Genomic DNA, 19,870 nt, shown 5'->3' on the forward strand with positions numbered 1-19,870 from the left:
AAAAGGCGACCCCTACGATGGCGGTCCGCTGCGCGGACTGCACGCGCCGCCAGCACCTGAAACGGGAAGCGTCCGAAACTCGCTTCGCTCAGACAGCGGACGCTTCTTTATCCGTTTCAGGCACTGGCGACGCGTCGCCATCTAACGGGGATTCACTGCAACAGCAACGGCCACTTCAAAGGCAACTGCAACTGCAACCGCAACTGCAACTGCAACCGCAACGGCAACTGCAACTGCAACCGCAACGGTCGCTGCGCGGGCAACTGCAACTGCAACTGTCGCTACGCGGAACATCAACGTCAACAGTCGCTGCGCGGAGCTAACTGCAACAGCAACTGTCGCTACGCGGAACGTCAACAGCAACGGTCGCTGCGCGTAGCTAAACGCAAAGACCGCGTGAACCGTCCTTGCTACTGCCGCACTGGCAAGTTGGCCAGCGCCACATATGCCTCCAGCCCCACCGTCTCCGCCCGCGCCTGCGGATCGATCCCCACGCTCTCGAGGTCGGCCTCGGTAAACATCCCCGCCACGCAATTACGCAACACCTTCCGCCTCTGCGAAAACGCCTTCTGCACAACCGCCTCCAGCCGCGCGCCATGGCAAGCCAGCGGCGCAGCCAGCGGAATCATCCGCACGATCGCCGAATCCACCTGCGGCGGCGGATCGAAGGCCGTCGGCGGCACCACGAACAGCAGGTCCATGTGATAGCGCCATTGCAGCATGACCGACAGCCGGCCATAGGTCTTGCTGCCCGGCGGCGCCACCATCCGCTCCACCACTTCCTTCTGCAGCATGAAATGCTGATCCTGCACCAGCGGCGCCATCTCGGCCAGGTGGAACAGCAGCGGGCTGGAGATGTTGTAAGGCAGGTTGCCGACCACCCGGAGCTTGCCGCCCGCCGGCGCCAGCGCGGCGAAGTCGTACTTCAGCGCGTCGCCGGAATGCACATGCAGCCGCTTCGGGTCGAAGGTCTTGTTGAGCCGTTCGACCAGGTCGCGGTCGAGTTCGACCACGTGCAGTTCGTCCAGGCGCTCCAATAGCAGCCGGGTCATCGCGGCCAGGCCGGGGCCGATCTCGACCATGACGTCGCCGGGCTTGGGGTCGATCGCCGTGATGATGTCATGCAGGACGGACTGGTCGGTCAGGAAATTCTGGCCGAAACGCTTGCGGGGTATGTGCTTCATTGAACCTTGCTGATTGCAGCGGCCATCCGGGCCGCGGTGCGGATGGCTTCCACCATGCTGCCATGTTCGGCCCGGCCCAGCCCGGCCGCGGCCAGGTCGAGCGCGGTGCCGTGGTCGACCGAGGTGCGGACGATGGGCAGGCCCAGCGTGATGTTGACGCCGCGGCCGAAGCTGGCGTGCTTGAGCACGGGCAGGCCCTGGTCGTGGTACATCGCCAGCACGCAGTCCGCCTCCTCGAGGTACTTGGGCTGGAACAGCGTGTCTGCCGGGTAAGGCCCGCGGGCGTCGATGCCGCGCTCGCGGGCGGCTTGCAGCGCGGGGATGATGACGTCGATTTCCTCGCGGCCGAGGTAGCCGTTCTCGCCGGCATGCGGGTTGAGTCCGGTGACCAGGATGCGCGGCGACGCGATGCCGAACTTGCGCCGCAGGTCGGCGTCGACGATGTTCAGCGTGCGCGCGAGGCTGTCGCCGGTGATCGCGGCCGGCACGTCCTTCAGCGCCAGGTGGGTGGTGGCCAGCGCCACCCGCAGCGGCGGCGTGCTGGCCAGCGACGCCAGCATCATCACCACATGCGGCGTGCCGGTTTTTTCGGCGAGATACTCGGTATGCCCGGAAAACGCGACGCCGGCGTCGTTGATCGTGCTCTTCTGCAGCGGCGCGGTGACCATCGCCGACAGCCAGCCGCGCTGCGCGCCCTCGATGGCGACGTCCAGCGTCTCGAGCACATAGCGGCCATTGTTCGGGTCCAGCACGCCCGGACTGACATGCGCGCCCAGCGTGCAGTCGATGACGGCGATCCGGTCCGGCGGGAAGTCGGGCAGGCCGTCGTTCCGCACCGCCATCTGCGACAGCGCCACCAGGCGGATCGCCGGGTCGATGGCGGCCGCGGTCATGGCCAGGAAAGCCGAGTCGCCGACCAGCACGGTGCGCACTTCATTGCGCAAGTCCCAGGCGGCGCGGATCGCGATCTCGGGGCCGATGCCGGCCGGCTCGCCGGTCGTGATCGCAACCGGCGCAATGGCGCCTGCGGGCATCATTTCCTGCCCGCGGCAGCCCCGAGTTCCTCGGCGCGGTACTCGACATAGGTACGGTCGCGCAGCTGGCGCAGCCACTCCTCGGTCTCTTCCTCGATCTTGCGCTCGCGCAGCGCCTGGCGGGCCTGCGTGCGCTGGCGTTCCTGCGAGACATCGTTGGTCTTGCGCTCGATGACCTGGATCAGGTGATAGCCGAACGGCGACTCGATCGGTTCGCTGACCTGGCCGGGCTGCAGCGCATCCATCGCGCGCTCGAATTCGGGCACGGTGTCGCCCGGATAGAGCCAGCCGAGGTCGCCGCCCTTGGCGGCCGAGCCGTCGTTGGAATACAGGCGCGCCAGTTCGGGGAAGGTCGCCGCCTTGTTGTCCAGCCGCTCCTTCAGTTCGGTCAGCTTGCGCCGCGCTTCATTGGCAGGCACCACCTGGTTGACCTTGATGAGGATGTGCCGCGCATGGGTCTGGGTCACTGCCGCCACCGGCGCGCCGGCCTTGGCGGGCGTGGACGTGCGCCGTCCGAGCACGCGCAGGATATGGAAGCCATTGGCGCTCTTGGCCACCACCAGCTCGTTCTCGCGCCGGTCGGCGATCGCGTCGACGAAGATCTGCGGCAGCCGGTCGAGCGTGCGCCAGCCTATCTCGCCGCCCTTGAGCGCATCCGCCGCGTCGGAGTAGGTTGCCGCCACGCGGGCGAAGTCGGCGCCGCTGCGCAGCTGCTGCAGCGCTTCCTCGGCTCGCTGGCGGCGCTGGGAGATCTGCTCGGCGCTGGCGTTTTCGGGGATGCGCACCAGGATCTGGGCCAGGTTGACCTCCGGCTGCGCGCCCTGCGCAGCGCCGCCGGCGGCCATGAAATTGTCGATCTCGGATTCGGTGATCTGCACCTTGCTGTCGACCTCGCGCTCGCGCAGGCGCTGCAGCAGGATTTCATTGCGGATGTCTTCGCGGAAGCGGCTGAACGTGACGCCATCGGCCTCGATGCGCTTGCGGAAATCGGCCAGCGTCAGGCCATTCTGCTCGGCGATGCGGGCGACCGCCGCGTCGAGCAGCGGGTCCTCGACCCGCAGGCCGCTTTCCTTGGCCAGCTGCAGCTGCGCGCGGTCGACGATCATCCGTTCGAGCAGCTGCTGCTGGAACTGCGCACGCGGCGGCACGGTGACGCCCTGGCTCTTCAGCCGCGCCTCGACCGTCTGCATGCGCGCCTCGAGTTCCTGCCCGGTAATGACTTCATTGTTGACCACGGCGACGATGGCGTCGATCGGGCGCACGCGCTGGGCGCTGGTGGACGTAGCGGTTGACGACGGCGCGGGGGATGTCGCGGCCGGGGCCGGCGCGGTGGCGCCGAGCCGCGGGGCGCCGCTGCCGGGCGCGGCATTGGGCACTTTCAGCGATTGCGACCAGGATGGCGGCGCTGCCAGCAGCGCACACAGCAGCGCCGGCATCAGTCGCACACGGCGGACAGGGTTCGGTTTGGAGCGTGAGGTGCGTTGGATTTTCATGGGACCTTCATTCGTGGTGGTGAGGCAGGCGCTCAGCGCACCGGCTCGTTCACTCGTGTGTAGCCGGGCACGCTATTGCGCAGCGCCGTCAGGGGGTTGGAGCCAAGGCTGGACAGGCCGGTCAGCTCGAGCTGGAAGAACAGGGACGTCGTGGCGACGTTGGTGGCGGTAGGCGTACGCTGGGCAACCACGCGGAACACCCAGCAGTCGTCCTTGTACTCCAGGCCAGCCAGTCCCTCGGACACCCGGTTTTCAAGTCTTGAGTAGTTTACACGCGCTACGCCATAAAGGCGGTTGGCGATTGGCCACTGGCCCGACAGGTCGACCAGGTCGACGCCGGTCGGCACGTCCTTGCGGAACTGCAGGTTCAGCACACGCTGCGGCCCGGGCAGCCAGCGCACGCCGAAGCTGGACGCATTGGTCTTCCCGATGCTCTGGCTGTACTGCACGCCGGCGTCCACCGCCAGCGCCTGGGTCAGCTGGCCCGACACGGCCGCCAGCAGGTCGGACTTGTTCTCGCTGGCGCTGCCGCCGGCGTTGACCGCGCCGGCGCTGGCGATCGCCTGCTCATTGGTCACCCGCTGCTGGTTGAAATAAAACCGCTGGCCCACGGCCATGCGCACCCGCTCCACGCCGTCTTCCTCGATGAAGCGGGACACCACGGCCGCGGTCAGCTGGTTGGCGTCGCTGATGCGGTCGTTGCCGACGTAGCGGTTTTCGCTGAAGATCTGCGAGAAATTGAATTCGGCCAGCGTGGTGTCGAACAGCGGAAACTTGCTCTGGTCCTTGTAGGGCGTGTAGACGTAGAACAGCCGCGGCTCCAGCGTCTGCGTCGCCTGGCGGCCGAGGAAGCTGGTTTCCCGCTCGAACACCAGCCCGCTGTCGATCGAGAACGTCGGCAGCGTGCGGCTCAGCGTGGTCGGGTTGCCGGTGGCGACATTGTTCAGGCTGTAGCTGCTGGAATGGACCGAGGCGCTGGGCGTGATGAAATAGCCGGGCGCGATGATCGGGTAGGACACCCGCGGGTTGATCACGCTGCGGTCGCCGCGGACCAGGTCGGGGTGATAGAAACGGGTGAAGTCCGACACCACCCCGAGGTCGAATCCGCCGACACCCTGGCGCGCCGCGGTTACGCCCAGCTGGGGCAGCCTGTCGTACGGGCGGCCGATGGGCACCAGCGGGTCCTGCAGCACCTGGTAGTTGGTGGTGCGGGCGATCGCGCTCCAGTAGGGCTGCGCATAGCTCAGGCTGAGGTCGCGCAGCAGCAGCCGCTCGCGGGTATTGGTGATGCTGCCCGGAAAGTCATTTGGATACTCGTTGTCGGACGCGGCATTGACGTTGGCATTGAACGTCAGTCCCGGCGCCAGCGTCTGGGTGTGCAGCGCGCTCAGCGCGCCGCGGCTTTCGCCGGTCACCCTGTCGTTCATGATGCCCTCGATGCGCGTGCGTCCGGCATAGCCGTCGCCGAGGTAGCGCGCCTGCGCGCCCAGCTGCAGGCCGCGCCGGGCGATGAGGCGCGGATACAGCGTCAGGTCGCGGTTGGGCGCGATATTGAAGTAATACGGCGTCGACACTTCCAGGCCGCCGCGGCTGGTCGCGCCGATGGTGGGCGCGAGGAAGCCGGACTTGCGGGCATCCGACAGCGGGAAGGTCAGGTAGGGCGAGCCGAACAGCGGCACGCCCTTGAAGTAGACGACGGCGCGCGACGCGGTGCCGATGTCGCGGCCGGTGTCGAGGTTCATGGTGCCGGTCTGCAGGTACCAGTCGGGGTCCGGCCCCTCGCAGGTGCTGTAGGTGCCGTTCTGCACCACCGCGCGGTCGCGGGCCTCGAAGTCGATGCGGTCGGCCTTGCCCTGCGCATTGCGGATGCCCAGGTGGTAGGTCGGGTTTTCGACGTAGCCTTCGCCGGTATCGAGCTTCAGGTCCATCTCGTCGCCGGTATAGCGGTCGCCGAAACGTTTCAGCCGCACGTTGCCGGTGGCCTTGACCCGGTCCTCGACCACGTCGTAGGTGGCGCGGTCGGCATTGAGCGTGGTCTCGCCGCGGGTCACTTCGGCATCCTGTTCCAGGATGACTTCGCGGTCGGGACGGCCGGTCATGCGTTCGGCGCCCAGGTTGGTCGGCGCGTTCGGGTCGTCGACCGGGCGCCTCGGCGCGGACTGGGCGTCGGCAAGGAGGGGAATGGAGGCCGCCGTCAGGGCAACCGTCAGTGCGCGAACCAGTCGTCCGGAAGGAGAAAAGCGGGGGCGGCGAGTCATGGGCAGAGGAGCGGCAACACCATAGAAGGAGCGGATTTTGTCGTTGGATACCAGTCCCGCGCCATGACCTGCCGAATGAAACCGGTGGATTTTTTCGTCTGGCAAGGCGCGGGGGGAGTGAATAGCTGGCTATCCACGACGGGCGCAACGCAGCCAGCCGGAAAAAGACGCGATTTCATGGTGCGTTATGGTTTGGGGTTGGTAGGTAATCCCTTATTATATGAGAACTCCGCAGTCCGGCCCGCTTTAGCGGGCGGCTTCAGCAGTCGACCCTCGGCCCGCTCCCGGAACGCCCACGAATCATTTTCAGACGAACGCCAAGACCGCACCATGCCCCTGCAAGCCCCCAACGACCCGCGACTGACCCAGGCCGGCCAGTGGCTCGCCACGCTGGCCGAGCCCGCGCTGCGCATCGATACGCTGCGCCCGGCCTCCGCCGACGCCAGCTTCCGCCGCTACTTCCGCATCGACGCCGCCGACGGCGCCAGCTACATCCTGATGGACGCGCCGCCGCCGCAGGAAGACGTGCGTCCCTTCGTCCGTGTCGCCGAGCTGTTCGGGCAGACCGGGGTGTCGGTGCCGCAGGTGCTGGCGCAGGACGCGGAACACGGCTTCCTGCTGCTGACCGACCTGGGCTCGACCACCTACCTGCGCCAGCTCAACGCCGACACCGCGCACAAGCTCTATCTCGACGCGATCGACGCGCTGGTGCTGCTGCAGGCGCAGAGCCAGCCGGACATGCTGCCCGAATACGACCGCGCGCTGCTGCTGCGCGAGCTGCAGCTCTTCCCCGACTGGTACGTCGCCAAACACCGCGGCGTGACGCTGGACGACAAGCAGCAGGCGTCGCTGCAGAAGGTGTTCGACGCGCTGCTGGCCAACAACCTGGCCCAGCCGCAGGTCTATGTGCACCGCGACTACCATTCGCGCAACCTGATGGTGCTGGACGCCGGCAACCCCGGCATCCTCGACTTCCAGGACGCGGTCTACGGCCCCATCACCTACGACCTGGTCTCGCTGCTGCGCGACGCCTACATTCAGTGGGACGAGGAACTGGTGCTGGACTGGGCGATACGCTACTGGGAGAAGGCGCGCCGCGCCGGGCTGCCGGTAGCCAACGACATCGACAGCTTCTACCGCGACTTCGAGTTCATGGGCCTGCAGCGGCACCTGAAGGTGCTGGGCATCTTCGCCCGCCTCTATCACCGCGACGGCAAGGCCGCCTATCTCGACGACATGCCGCTGGTGATGGAATACACCCGCAAGACCGCAGGCCGCTACCGCGAGCTGGCGCCGCTGATCCGCATCCTCGACGTGCTGGAAAACACCAGCTCGGGCGTCGGCTACACCTTCTGAGCCGGCGATGAAAGCAATGATCCTTGCCGCCGGCCGCGGCGAACGGATGCGGCCCCTGACCGACGCCTGCCCGAAGCCGTTGCTGAAAGTGCGCGGCCGGCCGCTGATCCTGTGGCAGGTGCTGAACCTGGTGCGGGCCGGCATCACCGACATCGTCATCAACCATGCGCACCTCGGCCACATGATCGAGGCAGCGCTGGGCGACGGCAGCCGTTACGGCGCCCGCATCGCCTACTCGCCCGAAGGCACGGCGCTGGAAACCGCCGGCGGCATCGCCCGCGCGCGCGCGGACGGTTTGCTGGGCGACGCGCCCTTCGTCGCGCTGTCCGGCGACATCTATGCGCCGCATTTCGACTTCACCCAGGTGCTCGACGCCCTGCAGGACAACGACGTCTGGGGCAATCCGCATCCGGCAGACAAGCGCGACATCGCCTGGCTCTACCTGGTGAAGAATCCGCCGTTCCACCCGCAAGGCGATTTCGCGCTTTCCAACTACACGATACGCTCGGACGGCGCGCCCAAGCATACCTTCGCCAACATCGGCGTGTACCGGCCCGAGATGTTCGACGGCATCGTGCCGGGCGAACGCGCCAAGCTCGGGCCGCTGCTGCACGACTATGCGGCCAGGGGGCTGGTCGGCGGCGAGCTGTACAACGGCATGTGGGAAAACGTCGGCACGCCCGACCAGCTCGCCGCGCTCAATGCGCCGCTGGTCGTGCCGCCCAAGGGACAATAAGCGACAACCAAGGACAGCCATGACCGAAGCTTACGCAGCAAGACGCGCACGACTGATAGAACAGATGCAGGCCAGGGGCGGCGGCATCGCCGTCATCCCCACCGCGCCCGAGGCGCTGCGCAACAACGACGCCGACTTCCCCTACCGGCATGACAGCTACTTCTATTACCTGACCGGCTTCACCGAGCCGGAAGCGGTGCTGGTGCTGGTGGCGAATGCGGCCGGCGGCCAGTCCATCCTGTTCTGCCGCGAAAAGAACATGGAGCGCGAGATCTGGGACGGCTACCGCTATGGCCCGGACGCCGCGCGCGAACAGTTCGGCCTGGACGCCGCGCACCCGGTCGCCGCGCTCGACACGGAGGTGCCGAAGCTGATGGCCAATGCGCCGGCCATCTTCTATGCGCTGGGCAGCAATGCGAAGCTCGACGCGCAGGTGCAGGGCTGGCTGCAGTCGGTGCGCGCGCAGGTGCGCGCCGGCGTCGGCGCGCCGTCCGCCGCGTTCGACGTCAACCTGCTGCTCGACGAGATGCGCCTGGTCAAGGACGCCGGCGAGATCGCCATCATGCGCCGCGCCGCGCTGATCTCGTCGGCCGCGCATGAGCGGGCGATGCGCATGTCGAAACCCGGCCTGCGCGAATACCAGGTCGAGGCCGAACTGCTGCACGAGTTCCGCCGCAACGGCTCGCAGTTCCCGGCCTACACGTCCATCGTCGCCACCGGCGCCAACGCCTGCGTGCTGCATTACCGCGCCGGCGACGCGGTGCTGCAGGACGGCGACCTGGTGCTGATCGACGCCGGCTGCGAGCTCGACGGCTATGCGTCCGACATCACCCGCACCTACCCGGCCAGCGGCCGTTTCAGCGGCCCGCAGAAGGCGCTGTACGAGATCGTGCTGGCGGCGCAGGCCGCGGCCATCGCCGAGATCAGGCCCGGCAAGCGTTTCACCGATGGCCATGACGCCGCCGTGAAGGTGCTGGCCCAGGGCATGCTGGACACCGGCCTGCTCGACCGCGGCAAGGTCGGCACGCTGGACGACGTCATCGCCAACGGCGACTTCCGCCAGTTCTACATGCACCGCACCGGCCACTGGCTGGGCATGGACGTGCATGACGTCGGCGAATACCGCGACCCCGCGCCCGCCGGCCAGGAAAAGCCGTGGCGCACGCTGCAGCCCGGCATGGCGCTGACGGTGGAGCCCGGCATCTACGTTCGTCCGGCCGACGGCGTGCCCGAGCAGTTCTGGAACATCGGCATCCGCATCGAGGACGACGCGGTGGTGACCGCAGGCGGCTGCGACATCATCACCGCCGAGGCGCCGAAGACGGTGGCCGAGATCGAAGCCGTGATGCGGGGTTGAACATGGCTACGGCCGGCGACCATGACATCCTGATCGGCGGCGCCGGGCCGGTGGGCCTGGCGCTGGCCGCGATGCTGGTGCGGCAGGGCATGCCGCCGCAGCGCATCGCGCTGATCGACGCCAGGCCGCTCGAGCAGGCAGTGCATGACCCGCGTTCGCTGGCGCTGTCCTGGGGCAGCCGCCAGCTGCTCGAAGAGATACGGGCCTGGCCCGCGGGAGCCACGCCCATCCGCGAGATCCACGTGTCGCGGCGCGGCCATTTTGGCCGCACCCTGATGACGGCCGCGGAGTTTTCATTGCCCGAGCTCGGCTATGTCAGCCGCTACGGCGCGCTGGTGCGGGCCCTGTCGGCCGCCGCCACCGCGGCCGGCGTGCATGTGCTGCGGCCGATGCTTATTGCGTCCCGCGAGGAAACCGCCGACGGCGTCGCGCTGCTGCTGGCGGACGGCCGCAGCCTGCATGGCCGGATCATGGTCCAGGCCGAAGGCGGCCTGTTCGCCGACCAGCCCGGCAAGCCCATCAGCCGCGACTACAACCAGACCGCGGTCATATCGCATGTCACCGTCAGCGCGCCGATAGAGGCGCGCGCATTCGAGCGCTTCACCGACGAAGGTCCGCTGGCGCTGCTGCCGCAGGACGACGGCTATGCGCTGGTCTGGTGCCTGCGCCCCGCCCGCGCCGGCCAGGTCGCCGCGCTGCCGGACGACGCCTTCCTGGCGCAGCTGCAGCAGGCATTCGGCCACCGCCTCGGCCGCATCCTGAGCGCCACGCCGCGCATCAGCTACCCGCTGGGCCTGAACGCCGGCGCGCATCACACCGCGCGCATGGTCGCCATCGGCAACGCTGCCCAGACCCTGCACCCGGTCGCCGGCCAGGGCCTGAACCTCGGCCTGCGCGACGCCGCGGTGCTGTCCCGCATGCTGGCGACCGACGCCACGCCATTGGCGCTGCAACGCTACGTTTCCCGGCGCAGCCCGGACCGCCGCGCCACCATCGCGCTGACCGACGCGATGGCCCGCGTCTTTTCCAGCGCCCCGGATGGCGCATTCAGCCAGGGACTGCTGGGCATATCACTGGGCCTGATGGACATGGTGCGGCCCGTGAAAAGCCTGCTGGCCGAACAGATGATGTTCGGCCGGCGCTAGCTCACTGCCTGGCCCGCGGGGGCAGGAACGACGAATCGCTGTTCCTGCGACGGATGAAAGCCATCAGGCCGATGCCCAGGCCAACGATGCCCAGCATTCCGGGCTCGGGCACTTCGGCCAGGCCCAGCTGCAAGGCGGCGACGTTTTGCAGGGCAAAGGCATCGGCGGCGGAAATCCCCAGGTCGCGCGCGGCAATTTCATCCCTGCCCAGCGAACGCGGATCGAAACCCGTGATCGCGCCGAACTGCACCAGCGCATCGAGGTAGGAGCCGTATTTGCTCGCATGCAGATAGTCGTCCCACCACAGGTTCATCAGGTCGCCCGGCTGGTTCGGCACATAGACGCCGGACGCATCGTAGAAACCGTCTGCCTTGGCCAGCCCCATGTCCAGCGCACGCTGGAAGGCGTCGCCCGCCGGCAGCACGCCGGCGTAATCGGGATTGTCCGCCGCCAGCCCGTAAAACGCCGCATGCAGGTCGGCGGTCATGTCGGCCAGCGCCGGATAGTAAAGCGTTGCATTGCCCGTGCCCGCGCTGATGGGCCGCCCGTCCGCCGACGTCGTGTCGGCCTTGGTGACGAGATGCTCGAACACCATGTCGGGGCGAGCCCAGGTTTCGGTCAGATAGACCTTTGCATTCGGGTTGGCATTCGGATTGGCGGCGATCTTGCGCACCGTATTGCATTGCGTGGCCGTTTGGCCGGTGGCGACGCACGCGGCCAGGCCGCCGTACAGCGCGGTCTCGGTGTAGTTCTGCGCAGCGCCATCGTGGACGAAATCCTCGAACTTGTTGGCATAGGCGCGGAAAGCGGCCGGGTTGGCGTTCTTGCCGCTGCCTACCGGCAGCGCCGCGTCGCTCTGCTCCTGGAGCACGACGATGTCCCATGGCCGGGATGCGACGTTGCCGCGCAGGTCCCAGGCGGCATTGGCCGTGTTCAAATACTGGCCGCGCAGCGAGGCGGCATTGCGTGCAGAGATGGAGACATCGTAGTCCAGCCCTTTCTGCACCGCGAACTGCTTGAAGAGGCCGGCGATGCCGCCCCATGGATGCGGCTCCCAGGGATTGGAACCGGCCGAGCTGATGGTGTTGAAGCCGGCTGTCAGGTCGTGCACATTGGCGGCGTTGTAGCTCATCACCGGATCGACGCGGCCGAAGGTGTAGCTGTTGCCGACGAACAGGATCGAGGTCGGCGCGGCAAACGCCGCCTGGGCCAGCGCGCCCGCGCAGGCCGCCAGCACAAGGCGCGGCAACAGCCGTCCCAGCTTGGATAAGTTGCTCATGATGTCTCCTTGATATTTGGACTAGTTTTATCGCCCCGAGCGGAGGCGTGAAGACATGCTAACAAAGCAATATGAATACGTAAAATATCTGCATTGTCACTTTTCGATACTTTAAACGTATTCAAATACTCGCTACCTGGCGCCGTCCGATACCGCTCTCGACAAGCGCACGGTAATCCAGCTGACCGCTCCATGCAGCAATCGCCAGGCAGGCGACAGCATTGCCCGTGAGATTGGCCAGCACCCGGCATTTCAGCAGCCGTTCCACCCCCAGCAGCAGCGCCAGGCCTGCTTCGCTTCCGGCTGGCAGCACGGCAGCGGATGCGGCGAGCACCATGAAAGCGGCGCCGGCAACGCCGCTTGCGCCTTTGGACATCAGCATCAGCATGGCCAGCATGTTGGCGCAGATGCCCCACGATAGCGGCGCATGCTGCAGCTGCGCGAGAAACACCAGTCCCATGCCCAGGTAGATATTGCTGCCATTGAGATTGAATGAATACCCGGCCGGCACCACGGCCGCCACCAGCGTCCGGGGGCAGCCCGCTTTTTCGAGCTTCTGCATCAGTCCGGGCATCGCAGCGACCGACGAACTGGTGGTCGCCGCCAGCACCAGCTCTTCCCGCAGGGCCAGCAGCAGGCGCGGCAAACTGAAACCGCACAGCCAGGCGATGGCGCCCATGGCCGTCACGATGAATAACGCGCTTGCCAGGTACAGTGCTGCCACCAGCGTGGCCAACGCGCCTATGGAGCCCGGACCATGCCGGCCCGCCGCATAGGCAATGGCCCCAAAAGCCGCGAGCGGCGCGGCCTTCAGCACGAGGCGCACAAGCCGGAACAGGCCGTTCGCGGCACGCTGGCAGGCGCGCTGCACGCCAGCGGCGCGACGGCCGAATGCTGTCAGCAGCAGCGCGCATGCCAGCGCCGCCAGCAGCGCCTGCAATACCGGGCTTGCGCCCAGCATGTGCGCCCAGGCCACGCCCGCCGTCGGCGCCGCCGCGGCCGGTGCGCCGGCGCCGATGGCATCGAGCCGCTCGCCCGGCTGCACCAGCCAGCCGGCGCACAGCCCCGTCGCCAGGCTCAGCGCCGACATCGCCTCGAAATACAGCAGCGCGCAGAACCCGGTCCTGCCCATCCGGCGCAGGCTGCCCATGCCGGCAAGGCCGCTTGTCACCGTGACGAAGACGATAGGCACGACCAGCAGCCCGATGACGAAGATGAACCCGTCTGACAGCGGCTTGAACCGCACTGCCAGCGCCGGTTCGGCCCAGCCAAGCAGCAGGCCCAGCGCCAGCGCGCACAGCACCTGCAGCATCGGCCCGGGAACACGAACGCGCATCATCCGGCTAGATCGCCGCACCCGGCCGTGCCGCCGTCCTGGCAAGCTCGACAAAATGGCTGGCGGCGGGCGACAGCCCGCTGTCGCGGCACACAAGGGTCAACGGCGCGCGCAATTCAGGGCCGCCGTCGCGAATCCGGCAATACACCACCTGATCCTGGTGGAAGCCCTGCATCGATGCCGGCACCGCCGACACGCCGGCGCCTGCGGCGACCAGACTGATGTTGGTCAGCATGCGGTCCACTTCGATGGCAATGCGCGGCGTGTACCCGTTGCGTTCACATGCGGCGACGAGATTGGAATACATCCCCGGCGCGCCATGCCGGCGCACCAGGATGAACAAATCGTCCTTCAACGCTTTCAGGCTGATGCTCGGCATCGCACCGGCCCGGCTGCGCGCCAGCGCCGGATGGCCCACCGGCAGCACCAGCAGCATTTCCTCCTCCAGCAGCGACAGAAACGACAGCCCGGGCGGATGACTGACCGGCAGTCGCAGGATGCCGATATCCAGCGTGCCAGCCGTCAGCGCCTCGGTGAGTTCGGCCGCATTGCCTTCCCTGAACACGAGACTGACGCCAGGCCAGTTATCCCTGTAAGCGCGCAACGCTCGAGGTATCAAAGGATGCGCCGCAGCAGAGCTCGTGAAGCCCACGGTCAGCGTTCCTTCCGCGCCATGTGCAGCTCGCGCAGCTCGTGCAGCAGCCTCCGCCACCCCCTTGAGCAACGCCCGCGCCTCCTTCAGGAACACGATGCCGCCGGCAGTGAGTTCTGCGCCTTTCGGATGTCGCCGGAACAGTTCGAAGCCCAGCTCGGATTCCAGCGCCATGATCTGCTGGCTCAGCGGTGGCTGCTTGATGCCGAGCCGTTGCGCGGCCCGCGTGAAATGGCCTTCTTCGGCGACGACGATGAAATAGCGGAGATGTCTCAGTTCCATGCGGGCCCTGGTGTCAATTTGTATCGGGTTCGATACTTTATAGGGGATTGAGCCTCGGGCAAGGCTTCATGGGCGTGGCTTCTGATGGATTGCTATTGTTGGGGCAGGGTGACGGGAAGGAACGGTTTTGGCTGGCTCGGCGCAGCGCTTATTGCCGTTGACGTTCCGCGCAGCGACAGTTGCCGTTGCTGTTGACGTTCCGCGCAGCGACAGTTGCAGTTGCAGTTGCAGTTGCCGTGGCCGTTGCTTGTGAAGTGGCCGTTGCCGTTGCAGTGAATCCCCGTCGATGGCGACACGTCGCCAGTGCCGAAATCGGATAAAGAAGCGTCCGCTGTCTGAGCGAAGCGAGTTTCGGACGCTTCCCGATTTCGGTGCTGGCGGCGTGTGCACCCCGCGCAGCGGGGCGCCATCATCGGGGTCGCCTTCTCTTGCCTACTTCTCTTGGCGAAGCAAGAGAAGTAGGTCGGCTGCCGGGCCGAAACCCGGCTAGGTCGTCCGGCAGGCTAGACGGTATTGCTTCATCTGCCAGCAGGCGCACCGTCGCGAAGCCGCTTTTGCAGTTGACAACGGCTGCACGTCAGGAATACGCGCCACAGCGCAAGGCGCCGATGCTGCGTCTGCTGACGGGTGAAACGTTGAGGCTTCACTGCCGTGGGGAGTAGCCGGGTGTTCGGCCCGGCAGCCGACCCGCTTTTTTGCTTCGCCAAAAAAGTGGGGCAAAAAAGGCGACCCCTACGATGGCGGTCCGCTGCGCGGACTGCACGCGCCGCCAGCACCTGAAACGGGAAGCGTCCGAAACTCGCTTCGCTCAGACAGCGGACGCTTCTTTATCCGTTTCAGGCGCTGGCGACGCGTCGCCATCTAACGGGGATTCACTGCAACGGCAACCGCAACGACAACTGCAACAGCCAATTCAAAGGCAACGGCAACTGTCGCTACGCGGGACGGCAACTGCAACTGTCGCTGCGCGGGGCTAACCGCAACTGTCGCTGCGCGGAGCCGGCCCATTTGCCGGCCCATTTACTAAACGCCTACTCCACCGCCTTGACCATATCCTCGATGACCTTCTTCGCATCGCCGAACACCATCATGGTCTTGTCCATGTAGAACAGCTCGTTGTCCAGCCCCGCATAACCCGCCGCCATCGACCGCTTGTTGACGATGACAGTCTTGGCCTTGTAGGCCTCCAGGATAGGCATCCCCGCAATCGACGACTTCGGATCCTTGGCAGCCGGGTTGACCACGTCATTCGCCCCCAGCACCAGCACCACGTCCGCCTGGCCGAACTCGCTGTTGATGTCTTCCATCTCGAACACCTGGTCGTACGGCACCTCGGCTTCGGCCAGCAGCACGTTCATGTGCCCCGGCATCCGGCCGGCGACCGGGTGGATCGCGTACTTCACCGTGACGCCCTTGTGCGTCAGCTTTTCGGTCAATTCCTTCAGCGCATGCTGCGCCCGCGCCACCGCCAGGCCGTATCCGGGAACGATGATCACGGTTTCCGCATTGCCCATCAGGAAAGCCGCGTCGTCGGCCGAACCGGACTTCACCGGCCGCGCCACCTGCGCGCCGCCGGTGGCAGCCGCGGTGTCGCCGCCGAAGCCGCCCAGGATCACGTTGAAGAACGAACGGTTCATCGCCTTGCACATGATGTAGGACAGGATCGCGCCGGAGGAGCCGACCAGCGAGCCGGCGATGATCAGCATCGAGTTGTTGAGCGAGAAGCCGATGCCGGCCGCGGCCCAGCCCGAATAGCTGTTGAGCATGGACACCACCACCGGCATGTCGGCGCCGCCGATCGGGATGATGATCAGCACGCCCAGCACGAAGGCGATGGCCGCCATCAGCAGGAACGGCGTCCAGGCAGGAGCGGTGCCGGGTGCGAAGCAGAACATCAGGCCCAGCGCGATCATGGCCACGCCGAGGATCAGGTTGACCATGTGCTGGCCCTTGAAGCTGACCGGCGCGCCCTGGAACAGGCGGAACTTGTACTTGCCCGACAGCTTGCCGAACGCAATGACCGAACCGGAGAAGGTCACTGCGCCGACGAAGGTGCCGATGAACAGCTCCAGCCGGTTGCCGAAGGGAATCGGCGCTTCACGCGTGGTGATGTTGAAGACCCAGGGTTCGGCCACGACGGCGACCGCGATGCAGACCGCTGCCAGGCCGATGAGCGAGTGCATCGCCGCCACCAGCTCGGGCATCTTGGTCATCTCGACGCGCTTGGCCAGGAAGGCGCCGATCGCGCCGCCGACAATGACGCCCCCGAGCACCAGGCCGAAGCCGAGGTTGCCGGTCGCCGCCTGTGCCTGCAGCTTGATGATCAGCACGATCGTGGTCACCGTGGCGATTGCCATGCCGCTCATGCCGAATGCATTGCCGCGCCGCGCCGACGACGGATGCGACAGGCCTTTCAGGGCCTGGATGAAACAGACCGATGCGATCAGGTACAGCATCGTCACCAGGTTCATGCTTACGAAAGCCATGTCCATTATTTGGCTCCCTCGTGGGCCAGCGCCGCAGCCGGTTTCGCCACTGCCTTGGGTTCCTTCTTGCGGAACATTTCCAGCATGCGCTGCGTGACCAGGAAGCCGCCGAACACGTTGACTGCCGCCAGGATGACCGCGATGGTTCCCATGACCTGGCCGATCAGGCCCTCGGTCAGGCCGGCGGCCAGCATTGCGCCGACGATGATGATGGCGGAAATGGCATTGGTGACCGCCATCAGCGGCGTATGCAGCGCCGGGGTGACGGTCCAGACCACGTGGTAGCCGACATAAATGGCCAGCACGAAGATGATGAGGTTGATGATGGTGTGGCTGACTTCCATGATGTCTCCTGCCTTATTGTTTTCGAAGGATTTCGCCGCCGTGGCACAACAGCGTCGCCGCGACGATCTCGTCGTCGCGGTTGATGGCGAGCGCCGCGTCCTTGTCGACGATCAGTTTCAGGAAGTCGAGCACGTTGCGCGCATAGAGCGCCGACGCGTCGGCCGCCACCAGGGTTGCGAGGTTGGGTTCGCCGATGATGTGCACGCCATATTTCGTCACCGTCCTGCCGAGCTCGGACAACGGGCAGTTGCCGCCCTGCTCCACCGCCATGTCGACGATGACCGAGCCGGGCTTCATGGCTTTGACGGTGTCCTCGCCGATCAGCACCGGCGCCTTGCGGCCCGGGATCAGCGCGGTGGTGATGATGATGTCGGCCAGCTTGGCGCGCTCATGCACCAGTTCGGCCTGGCGCCGCATCCAGTCGGCCGGCATCGAACGGGCATAGCCGCCCGAACCCTGGGCGATTTCCCTTTCCTCGTCGGTGACGAAGGGCACGTCGATGAACTTCGCGCCCAGCGACTCTACCTGCTCCTTGACCGGCGGGCGCACGTCGGAGGCTTCGATCACCGCGCCCATGCGCTTGGCCGTGGCGATGGCCTGGAGGCCGGCCACGCCGACGCCCATGATCAGCACGCGCGCGGCCTTCACGGTGCCGGCGGCGGTCATCAGCATCGGCATGAAGCGCTGGTAGGTGTTGGCGGCCATCATCACGGCCTTGTAGCCGGCGATGTTGGCCTGGGAGGACAGCACGTCCATCGACTGCGCGCGGCTGATGCGGGGCGCGGCTTCGAGCGCGAACGCGGACAGGCCGTGCTGCGCCATGACGGCGGTGTTCTCGGTGTCGAAGTGGTTGAGCATGCCGATCAGCACCGTGCCGGGCCGCATCGCCGCCAGTTCGTCGGGGCCGGGCGCGCGCACCTTCAGGACCATGTCGGCGCCGAAGGCATCGGCTGCGCTGCCGATCTCGGCGCCGGCTGCGGCATAGGCTTCGTCGGTGACGCTGGACGACACGCCGGCGTTGGACTGGACGATGACCTGGTGCCTGGCCGCGACCAGCTTCTTGACCGTCTCCGGGGTGGCGGCCACCCGTGTCTCGCCCGGCCGTGTTTCGGCCGGAATGCCTATCCTCATGCCTACCTCCTGGTTATTTTGTTGGTGTCGATCTTACACGTCTTTCCAAAAAAGGAACAACCGTTCTTTTTTTGGCTTTCCTGCTCGCTGTCAAGGACAATCCATGCCGTTCTTTGCGAGAAAATGCTGCTCTGCGTCATGCTCGCAGCAAATAGATGCGGGTCCACGGTAAAATGGCGTCCCTAATAGAGGACGTTTTATGAGTGATATCTGGAAACCATCGGTTACTGTCGCCGCCATCATCGAAGTCGACGGGCGGTTCCTGCTGGTCGAGGAAGAAACCAGCGAAGGCGTGCGCCTCAACCAGCCCGCCGGCCACCTGGACCCGAATGAAACCCTGGAACAGGCGGTCGCCAGGGAAACGATGGAGGAAGCCGCGCATGAATTCACGCCGACCGAGCTGGTCGGCGTCTACCTGTCGCGCTACCTGTCCTCGCGCACCAACACCGAAGTCACCTACCTGCGCTTTGCATTTCGCGGCCAGCTCGGCGCCAGCGTGGACAGCCCGTTGGACGAAGGCATCCTGCGCACGCTCTGGATGACCTACGATGAACTGCTGGCGACCCGCCCGCGGCACCGCAGCGACCTCGTGATGCAGTGCGTCGACGATTACCTGGCCGGCAAGCGGGCGCCGCTGTCGCTGCTTTATCACCATTCCAGCATCCTGGGAGCGCCCCATGCGTAAAAAAGTGGTCATAGGCATGTCCGGCGGCGTCGATTCCTCGGTCGCGGCCTGGATGCTGAAGGAACAGGGCTACGACGTGGTCGGCCTGTTCATGAAGAACTGGGAAGACGACGACGATTCGGAATACTGCTCGACCCGCGAGGACTGGATCGATGCGGTCAGCGTGGCCGACGTCATCGGCGTCGACATCGAGGCGGTCAATTTCGCCACCGAATACAAGGACCGGGTGTTCGCCGAATTCCTGCGCGAGTACCAGGCCGGCCGCACGCCCAACCCGGACGTGCTGTGCAATGCCGAGATCAAGTTCAAGGCTTTTCTCGACCATGCGATGAAACTGGGGGCCGACCTGATCGCCACCGGCCACTACGCCCGGGTGCGGGAAGCCGGCGATGGCCGCTTCGAGCTGCTCAAGGCGCTGGACGCGAGCAAGGACCAGAGTTATTTCCTGCACCGGCTGAACCAGGCGCAGCTTTCCCGGACCCTGTTCCCGCTGGGCGAGATCCCCAAGACCGAGGTGCGCCGCATCGCGGAACGGCTGGGGCTGCCGAATGCGAAGAAGAAGGACTCGACCGGCATCTGCTTCATCGGCGAACGGCCGTTCCGCGAGTTCCTGAACCGCTACCTGTCCTACCAGCCCGGCCCGATGAAGACGCCGGACGGCAAGACCGTGGGCGAGCATGTCGGCCTGAGCTTCTACACGCTGGGCCAGCGCAAGGGCATCGGCCTGGGCGGCAGCAAGGCCAACCGCAACGACGACGGCAGCCATGACGCCTGGTATGTCGCACGCAAGGATATCGCCAGCAACACGCTGTACGTGGTGCAGGGACACGACCACCCGTGGTTGCTGTCGGGCACGCTCGCCGCCGCGCAGACCAGCTGGGTCGCCGGCGTGCCGCCGGATGCCGGCATGCTGTCGGCCAAGACCCGCTATCGCCAGGCCGATGTGGCCTGCCGCCAGCGCGCGGGCGAAGACGGCTTCCTGCTGGACTTCGACGAAGCGCAGTGGGCGGTGACGCCGGGGCAATCGGCGGTGCTGTACCAGGGCGATGTCTGCCTGGGCGGCGGCATCATACGCGATGCCGGGGCGCTGTCGGCGGCGTGACGTCAGGGG

At 66.3% G+C, this 19,870-nt stretch carries 17 protein-coding genes; 7 read left to right on the forward strand and 10 right to left on the reverse strand.

Translation table 11 applies throughout. The features are described 5' to 3' along the window. The coding region (locus QOL82_RS16255) for a hypothetical protein (RefSeq protein WP_283443348.1) at positions 1 to 323 on the forward strand (323 nt) is incomplete at its 5' end. 87 nt (positions 324 to 410) lie between these two features. Here QOL82_RS16255 and rsmA read toward each other — a convergent pair. Genes rsmA through QOL82_RS16275 form a run of 4 tightly spaced genes read right to left on the reverse strand, consistent with a single transcriptional unit; the run spans position 411 to position 5,969 of the window. Beyond that, on the reverse strand, positions 411 to 1,184 hold the full coding sequence (rsmA, locus tag QOL82_RS16260) for a 16S rRNA (adenine(1518)-N(6)/adenine(1519)-N(6))-dimethyltransferase RsmA (RefSeq protein WP_283443349.1): 774 nt from the start codon (positions 1,182 to 1,184) through the stop codon (positions 411 to 413). Continuing rightward, complete coding sequence (gene pdxA / locus QOL82_RS16265) at positions 1,181 to 2,218, reverse strand: 4-hydroxythreonine-4-phosphate dehydrogenase PdxA (protein ID WP_283443350.1); 1,038 nt, start codon at positions 2,216 to 2,218, stop codon at positions 1,181 to 1,183. Before pdxA ends, rsmA begins: the two co-directional genes overlap by 4 nt. Beyond that, complete coding sequence (locus QOL82_RS16270; RefSeq protein ID WP_283443351.1) at positions 2,218 to 3,711, reverse strand: peptidylprolyl isomerase; 1,494 nt, start codon at positions 3,709 to 3,711, stop codon at positions 2,218 to 2,220. Before QOL82_RS16270 ends, pdxA begins: the two co-directional genes overlap by 1 nt. A gap of 32 nt (positions 3,712 to 3,743) precedes the next feature. Continuing rightward, positions 3,744 to 5,969 carry an LPS-assembly protein LptD gene (locus tag QOL82_RS16275; protein WP_283443352.1) on the reverse strand — a complete coding sequence of 742 codons (2,226 nt, stop codon included), beginning with the start codon at positions 5,967 to 5,969 and terminating at the stop codon, positions 3,744 to 3,746. Between the two features lie 330 nt (positions 5,970 to 6,299). Here QOL82_RS16275 and QOL82_RS16280 point away from each other — a divergent pair, with 330 nt between their 5' ends. The 4 genes from QOL82_RS16280 to QOL82_RS16295 are packed head-to-tail and all read left to right on the forward strand — an operon-like array spanning position 6,300 to position 10,563. Continuing rightward, positions 6,300 to 7,325, forward strand: a complete 1,026-nt coding sequence (locus tag QOL82_RS16280; RefSeq protein ID WP_283443353.1) for an aminoglycoside phosphotransferase family protein — start codon at positions 6,300 to 6,302, stop codon at positions 7,323 to 7,325. A 7-nt stretch (positions 7,326 to 7,332) separates the two neighbouring features. Next, on the forward strand, positions 7,333 to 8,061 hold the full coding sequence (gene murU, locus QOL82_RS16285) for an N-acetylmuramate alpha-1-phosphate uridylyltransferase MurU (RefSeq protein ID WP_283443354.1): 729 nt from the start codon (positions 7,333 to 7,335) through the stop codon (positions 8,059 to 8,061). Between the two features lie 19 nt (positions 8,062 to 8,080). Continuing rightward, on the forward strand, positions 8,081 to 9,418 hold the full coding sequence (locus QOL82_RS16290) for an aminopeptidase P N-terminal domain-containing protein (RefSeq protein WP_283443355.1): 1,338 nt from the start codon (positions 8,081 to 8,083) through the stop codon (positions 9,416 to 9,418). A 2-nt stretch (positions 9,419 to 9,420) separates the two neighbouring features. Further along, positions 9,421 to 10,563, forward strand: a complete 1,143-nt coding sequence (locus tag QOL82_RS16295) for an FAD-dependent monooxygenase (protein WP_283443356.1) — start codon at positions 9,421 to 9,423, stop codon at positions 10,561 to 10,563. A gap of 1 nt (position 10,564) precedes the next feature. On the opposite strand, the gene QOL82_RS16300 is transcribed toward QOL82_RS16295, so the two are convergent. The 6 genes from QOL82_RS16300 to QOL82_RS16325 all read right to left on the reverse strand — a co-directional run bounded on the left by QOL82_RS16300 (position 10,565) and on the right by QOL82_RS16325 (position 18,074). Continuing rightward, a complete protein-coding gene (locus QOL82_RS16300) occupies positions 10,565 to 11,842 on the reverse strand; it encodes a PEP-CTERM sorting domain-containing protein (protein WP_283443357.1) in 1,278 nt (425 codons plus the stop codon). 121 nt (positions 11,843 to 11,963) lie between these two features. After that, positions 11,964 to 13,181 carry a cation:dicarboxylate symporter family transporter gene (locus tag QOL82_RS16305; protein ID WP_283443358.1) on the reverse strand — a complete coding sequence of 406 codons (1,218 nt, stop codon included), beginning with the start codon at positions 13,179 to 13,181 and terminating at the stop codon, positions 11,964 to 11,966. Between the two features lie 4 nt (positions 13,182 to 13,185). Next, complete coding sequence (locus QOL82_RS16310) at positions 13,186 to 14,112, reverse strand: LysR family transcriptional regulator (RefSeq protein WP_283443359.1); 927 nt, start codon at positions 14,110 to 14,112, stop codon at positions 13,186 to 13,188. A 1,031-nt stretch (positions 14,113 to 15,143) separates the two neighbouring features. After that, positions 15,144 to 16,598, reverse strand: coding sequence for an NAD(P)(+) transhydrogenase (Re/Si-specific) subunit beta (locus tag QOL82_RS16315; protein WP_283443481.1), 1,455 nt, complete (start codon positions 16,596 to 16,598; stop codon positions 15,144 to 15,146). 5 nt (positions 16,599 to 16,603) lie between these two features. Then, a complete protein-coding gene (locus tag QOL82_RS16320) occupies positions 16,604 to 16,942 on the reverse strand; it encodes an NAD(P) transhydrogenase subunit alpha part 2 (protein WP_283443360.1) in 339 nt (112 codons plus the stop codon). 13 nt (positions 16,943 to 16,955) lie between these two features. Then, positions 16,956 to 18,074: a Re/Si-specific NAD(P)(+) transhydrogenase subunit alpha gene (locus QOL82_RS16325; RefSeq protein WP_283443361.1), complete on the reverse strand. Its 1,119-nt coding sequence runs from the start codon at positions 18,072 to 18,074 to the stop codon at positions 16,956 to 16,958. 199 nt (positions 18,075 to 18,273) lie between these two features. Between QOL82_RS16325 and QOL82_RS16330 the strand changes: the two genes are divergently transcribed. Together QOL82_RS16330 and mnmA are read left to right on the forward strand one after the other, a co-directional pair. Continuing rightward, positions 18,274 to 18,759: an NUDIX hydrolase gene (locus QOL82_RS16330; RefSeq protein ID WP_283443362.1), complete on the forward strand. Its 486-nt coding sequence runs from the start codon at positions 18,274 to 18,276 to the stop codon at positions 18,757 to 18,759. Continuing rightward, positions 18,752 to 19,861, forward strand: a complete 1,110-nt coding sequence (mnmA, locus tag QOL82_RS16335; protein ID WP_283443363.1) for a tRNA 2-thiouridine(34) synthase MnmA — start codon at positions 18,752 to 18,754, stop codon at positions 19,859 to 19,861. Before QOL82_RS16330 ends, mnmA begins: the two co-directional genes overlap by 8 nt. The last annotated feature ends 9 nt before the right edge of the window (positions 19,862 to 19,870 follow it).

The organism is Noviherbaspirillum suwonense (assembly GCF_900182955.1).
Taxonomy (GTDB): domain Bacteria; phylum Pseudomonadota; class Gammaproteobacteria; order Burkholderiales; family Burkholderiaceae_D; genus Noviherbaspirillum_A; species Noviherbaspirillum_A suwonense.